At 64.3% G+C, this 5395-nt stretch carries 5 protein-coding genes; 2 read left to right on the forward strand and 3 right to left on the reverse strand.

The window, feature by feature from the left end; all coding sequences use genetic code 11:
• The first annotated feature begins 241 nt into the window (after window positions 1–241).
• Together WEA77_RS04720 and WEA77_RS04725 are read left to right on the forward strand one after the other, a co-directional pair.
• Entirely contained in the window at window positions 242–613 is a 372-nt protein-coding gene (locus tag WEA77_RS04720; RefSeq protein WP_368066711.1) for a hypothetical protein, read from the forward strand.
• 188 nt (window positions 614–801) lie between these two features.
• Window positions 802–2400 carry a peptide chain release factor 3 gene (locus WEA77_RS04725; protein WP_368066712.1) on the forward strand — a complete coding sequence of 533 codons (1599 nt, stop codon included), beginning with the start codon at window positions 802–804 and terminating at the stop codon, window positions 2398–2400.
• Here WEA77_RS04725 and WEA77_RS04730 read toward each other — a convergent pair.
• From WEA77_RS04730 to WEA77_RS04740, 3 genes are all read right to left on the reverse strand, one after another.
• Window positions 2397–2861, reverse strand: a complete 465-nt coding sequence (locus tag WEA77_RS04730; protein WP_368066713.1) for a PAN domain-containing protein — start codon at window positions 2859–2861, stop codon at window positions 2397–2399. The genes WEA77_RS04725 and WEA77_RS04730 overlap by 4 nt on opposite strands.
• Window positions 2862–2941: 80 nt before the next feature.
• Window positions 2942–4759 (reverse strand): ABC-F family ATP-binding cassette domain-containing protein, encoded by a 1818-nt coding sequence (locus tag WEA77_RS04735; RefSeq protein WP_368066714.1) that lies wholly within the window; start codon window positions 4757–4759, stop codon window positions 2942–2944.
• A gap of 69 nt (window positions 4760–4828) precedes the next feature.
• On the reverse strand, window positions 4829–5395 hold a 567-nt coding region (locus tag WEA77_RS04740; protein WP_368066715.1), incomplete at its 5' end, for a MipA/OmpV family protein.

The raw sequence follows: 5395 nt of genomic DNA on the forward strand, positions 1-5395 counted from the left end.
GTGATCGAGCAGAACTACCAGACGCGCCTCGCCACCACCCAGCCGCTCGACGCGAAGGTCACCCTGCTGATCAGGGGCTACGAGACGGCCTGCGGCGCGAATGCCAGGCCGGTGGAGCTGCTGAACGAATACGAGATCGTCATCCTGCCGAAACCGCAGGGCCAGTAGCTGGGTTAAATCACCCGTTAACTACCTCTCGTCCACGTTGCGATTCGCTGGACTAAGAGGGGCGAAGACAGCGATGCTTTTCCTGTTGAACGAGTTTGTCACCGAGATCGAGGCGCCCGAATTGCGCCTCCTCAAGCGTGGGCCAAGCCTCGGCTTCGAGGATATCCATTCCATGCGCGCCCGCGAGGCCATCGAACTTGCCCGCAGCCGCCTGCAGGTCTGCCATGACCGGGGCGCCGCGCCTGACATGGGCCTTGTCGACGACCTCGCCGCCCTGATCATCGCCAAGACCGGCGCCAATGGTGCGCTCTTCCCGGTGCATGAAGGCCGGGTGTCTGAACCCCGCCTCACCATCCTGCCGGAATCCATTCTCGAAGCGGTCCGCGCCCGCCTCGCCGACGGCGCCGCGCCGGACATCCGCCAGTTCTGGCCGCGCGCGGCTTAGAACGGACGCGTCGCCAGTTTCTCTGTGCGGTGAACGAAGACAGACACTCTCTGGCTCGCTGTTTCAGGTTCTGATCCACAAATGCATCAGTGGCTTTTGCGGCAGGGCCTGGCAGCGCGGCCTGATCCAGCCCCTTCATTCCAGACGACAAATCGGTTAGGGCCTCCGCCAGAGAGAGAACCTGACCCATGTCGCATGTGACTGAAGCCGCCCGGCGGCGCACCTTTGCAATCATCTCGCACCCGGACGCCGGCAAGACGACGCTAACCGAGAATCTGCTGCTGGCCGGCGGGGCCATTCGCGCGGCAGGCGAAGTCGCGGCGCGCGGGCAGGCCCGGCGCACGCGGTCGGACTGGATGAAGATCGAGCGCGACCGGGGCATCTCGGTTTCGGCCTCGGTGATGACCTTCGAGTTTGACGGGTACATGTTTAACCTGCTTGACACGCCGGGCCACGAGGATTTCTCGGAAGATACCTACCGTACGCTGACGGCGGCTGATTGCGCGGTCATGGTACTGGACGCCGCCAAGGGTATCGAGCCGCAGACGCTGAAATTGTTCGAAGTGTGCAGGATGCGGGACATCCCTATCGTCACCTTCATCAACAAGATGGACCGCGAGGCGCTGGAGCCCATCGCGCTGCTCGACGAAGTCCAGGACAAATTGCAGCTGGAGACCTCGCCGCTCTACTGGCCGGCTGCCAGCGGCCAGCGCTTCTCAGGCATGCTGGACCTTGAGCGCGATGTTTTCCTGCAGTTCGAGCGCCGCCCGGGCGAGCCGGCGCGGATCGGTCCGGCCACGGAGATCCCGGGCGATGCGGCAAGCCTCAAGGCAAACCTCGACCCTTACGTCTTCGCCGAGATGACCGAGGGCATCGAGATGGCGCGCAGCCTGCTTCCGGCCTTCGATGCTTGCGCTTTCCGCGCGGGTAATATGACGCCGGTCGTGTTCGGCTCGGCGCTGCGCTATTTCGGCGTGGCAGAACTACTCCGTACCCTGCACACCTATGCGCCCGCACCGCGTGACCAGAAAGCCATAAGGAAAACCGAGGCGATCCGCGTGCATGCCGAAGATCCCGCCGTCAGCGGCTTCGTGTTCAAGATCCAGGCGAACATGGACCCTAACCACCGCGACCGCGTGGCCTTCGTGCGGCTCTGCTCCGGAGAATTCCGGCGCGGCATGCGCCTGAAGACCGCCAGCGGCAAGCAGCTCAACATCCACAACCCGATGATGTTCATGGCGCAGGACCGCGAAATTGCCGAAACCGCCTACGCCGGTGATGTGATCGGCGTGTCGAACCATGGTCAGCTGCGCGTGGGGGACTCATTGTCCGAGAGCGGAGAAATCCAGTTTGGCGGCATTCCGAACTTTGCCCCGGAATTGCTGCGCCGCGCCCGCGTGAAAGATCCGATGAAAGCAAAACACCTGCGCAAGGCGCTGGAAAGCCTCGCTGAGGAGGGCGTCACGCAGCTGTTCACCCCGCAGATCGGCTCCGACATGATCGTCGGCGCCGTCGGCCAGCTGCAGTTTGAAGTGATGATTGAACGGATGACGGCGGAATACAGCCTCGAAGTCTTCTTCGAGCCCGCGCCCTATAACGTAGCGCGCTGGATTTCGTCGGATGATCCTAAGAAGATCGAAGAGTTCATGGACAAGAACAAGTCCGCCTCAGGCACTGACCTTGACGGCGCGCCGGTGTACCTTGCGAAGAATGCCTGGGATGTCGGCTATGCGCAGGAAAAGAACCCGGGGATCCGGTTCACGGCGACGAAAGAGCGGTCAATCTAATTGCCGTCGATTTCCGGCGCGGTGTCGCGTTCGCCGCTCAGCGTTTCGCTCGGAGCGGAGGCTGTAACGTTGGCTTCGCCCCAATAGCTCGCATCCACGCGCGGGGAGACGCCGGACGTGGCCAGCAGGTTTTCTTCCGACTTGCCGGCGCCTTGTTTGAGCTCACAGCGCGCAGGCGCGCTGCCATAGGCTTCCACGAAGGACCAGGACTGGCAGATGCCGTCCTCGCCGCACGCGGCCTCGCAGGCGTCCGCAGTGGAGCCGGCATCAACCTTGTAGGTGGACCCGTGGCGGTAGCGGAAACTCTCATGGCCGGGCGTATCCGGGCCGTTCCAGGCCGAGGTGCCCGTGGCGGACAGAGGGTCCATGCCGGGCGAGGAGACGGCCTTGCGGGAGACGCCGTCGGCGCTGGCGGCAAGTCCAAGGCATGCGGCGGCGATGAGCAGAATGGCAATGCGCATGGGAACACTCCTCCCGGGAATATGGCAGCTGGAACGCTAGCCGAGGCCCGTTAACGAAGCGTTTGCTCTGAGTGTACCGGTCAGCTGGTCAGGCTCGCCCGTTTTTCCTCGATTTCCAGCCATTCAATCTCGATGCTTTCGAGTTCGGCGCGGGCAGCCCCGACGCGGGCGGATTTCTTCGTAAAGGTGGCCGCGTCCCGGGTATAGAGGGCCGGATCGGCGAGGTCTCTCTCCAGCGCGGCGATTTCCGCCTGCAGTTTGGGGATCAGCGCGTCGATCTCCTTCTGCCGGTGCTCGTCCTTGAAGGAGAGCTTGGCGACCGGCTTCGGCTTTGCCGCCGCAGGCGCTGAGGCTTTCGACTTGTCCGCCCTCGGCGCGTTTTTCCGGTGCACGCCTTTCAGCTGTGCCTGCGCATCGCTCCAGCCCCCGGCGGTCTGGATCCATTCGCCGTCGCCGAGCGGACAGAGGCAGCTGGTCACCGTGGAGTCGAGGAAGGCGCGGTCATGGCTGACGAGGATCAGTGTGCCCTCATAGGCGAGCAGCATGTCCTCCAGCAGGTCCAGCGTCTGCATGTCGAGATCGTTGGTCGGCTCGTCCATTACCAGGAGGTTCGAGGTTTGCGCGAGGCCGATGGCGAGGGCGAGCCGGTTGCGCTCGCCGCCCGACAGCGCGCCGACCGGCTGGCGCAGCTGCTCCGGGCGGAACAGGAAGTCCTTCGCATAGGCCGCGATATGGCGCTGGTTGCCCTGCACGTTGATCGAATCGCCGCCCATCGGGGCGAGCGCTTCCCACATCGTATCCGTCGCTTTCAGCGTCTCGCGCGTCTGGTCCTGATAGGTCACCTGCAGCGTTTTCGAATGCGTCACTGTTCCGGCATCCGGCGTGATCTCGCCGAGCAGCAGGCGCACCAGCGTCGTCTTGCCGGCGCCGTTCGGGCCGATGATGCCGATGCGGTCACCGCGCAGGATGCGCAGGTCGAGCGCGGTCGCTATCACCAGTGGGCCGTCTGGCGTCTGAAATGTTTTCGAGAGGCCCTTTACCTCGATCACCTTCTTGCTCAGGGCCTGTCCCGCGTCGGCGCTGAACTCGGCGAGCGATTTGCGGTCGTTCAGTGCACTGCGCATCTGCGCATGGTCGACCTTCATCTGCCGCAGGCGGGCAAGACGGCCCTGGTTTCGCTTGCGCCGCGCAGTGACGCCGCGCGCCAGCCAGTGCTGTTCGTCTTTAAGCTGCGTCGTCATCCGGCGCATCTGGCGCTCGTCTTCCTGCTCGATCTGCTCAGCCCAGTCGTCGAACTTGACATAGCCTTCGGGGCTCTTCAGCACCTTGCCCTGGCGCAGCCAGAGCGTGTTGGTCGATACTGTCTCGAGAAAGCGCCGGTCGTGGCTGACCACCAGCACGACGCCGTTGAAGGCCTTCAGCCGCCCTTCGAGATATTCGATCATCGGCACGTCGAGATGGTTCGTCGGCTCGTCCAGCAGAAGGATCGTCGGCTGTTTCGCAAATGCCTTGGCCAGCGCCGCGCGCCGCTTCTGTCCGCCCGAAAGCGTCTTCGGGTCCGCCTCCGGATCAATGCCGAATTCCATGATCTCGGCCTCGGCCATGTAGGCGCCTTCTAGGCCGTCGGCGACATAGTCGAGGACGGTTGGAAAGCCAGACAGGTCGGGCTCCTGCGCCACGGTCGCATAAGTGATGCCGGGCTGGCGCCAGGCTTCGCCGGAATCGGCCTCGATCACTTCCGAGATGATCTTCATCAGCGTCGACTTGCCCGCCCCGTTGCGGCCCACCAGGGCGGCGCGTTCGCCCTTGGAGAGCGCCAGCGTCACGCCTTCGAACAGCGGTCCGCTGCCAAAGGTGAGGCGTACATTGGTCAGGGAAATCAGGGGGGGCTGGGCCATGCCGGGGAGATAGCCGCTGGCTGGTCCTGAGGCTAGGGGGCGGGCCCGGCGCCCGCCCTGTAATCGGCCTCAGTCGAACATGTAGCTGATGAAGAGCCCGGCGCTGAACTGGTCAGCATCGCCTCGCAGGGCAACCAGCGGGCTGTCGCCGGCATCGCCCGCCAGCCGGTTATATCCGGCGAAGGTGACGATGGACCATTTGAAGTCGCGGTCCAGCGGAATGATGCCAAGCGCGGCCACGCCGTAGGTGCTGGCGCCGCCGCCGGCTTGGTAAACCGGCAGGCCCGAGCCTGCCGACTGGGCCTGTGTGACCCCGAAATAGGCGGAATTGTAGCTTTCATCGACGAACTTCACGCGCGGACCAGCCGACCAGATGATGGGTGGCCAAAAGCCGGTGATCACGCCGCCGACGCCTGCGTCGAGCTCCAGAACGAGCCCCTCATGGCCAGATACCGCCTGACGCAGCTCTGCACCCGCAGACCAGGGGCCGTTGCGGTAGCGCAGGAACCCGCCCAGCTCAAAACTGCTGTCGATGTCTCCGAGGCCCACCAGATCGTTGGTCCCGCCGCCCGAGACGGCGAACGCCTGGTCGCCGTCCTCGTCGCGGGAAAATTTGACCCGCCCGATGGGGCCAGC

It is taken from the genome of Hyphomonas sp., assembly GCF_040882205.1.
Lineage (GTDB): Bacteria > Pseudomonadota > Alphaproteobacteria > Caulobacterales > Hyphomonadaceae > Hyphomonas.

What these genes read in the sequence shown, in the direction of transcription:
- WEA77_RS04720 (WP_368066711.1), top strand. Translation starts at nt 242, where the DNA reads ATGCTTTTCCTGTTGAACGAGTTTGTCACCGAGATCGAGGCGCCCGAA.
- WEA77_RS04725 (WP_368066712.1), top strand. Translation starts at nt 802, where the DNA reads ATGTCGCATGTGACTGAAGCCGCCCGGCGGCGCACCTTTGCAATCATC.
- WEA77_RS04730 (WP_368066713.1), bottom strand. Translation starts at nt 2,861, where the DNA reads ATGCGCATTGCCATTCTGCTCATCGCCGCCGCATGCCTTGGACTTGCC.
- WEA77_RS04735 (WP_368066714.1), bottom strand. Translation starts at nt 4,759, where the DNA reads ATGGCCCAGCCCCCCCTGATTTCCCTGACCAATGTACGCCTCACCTTT.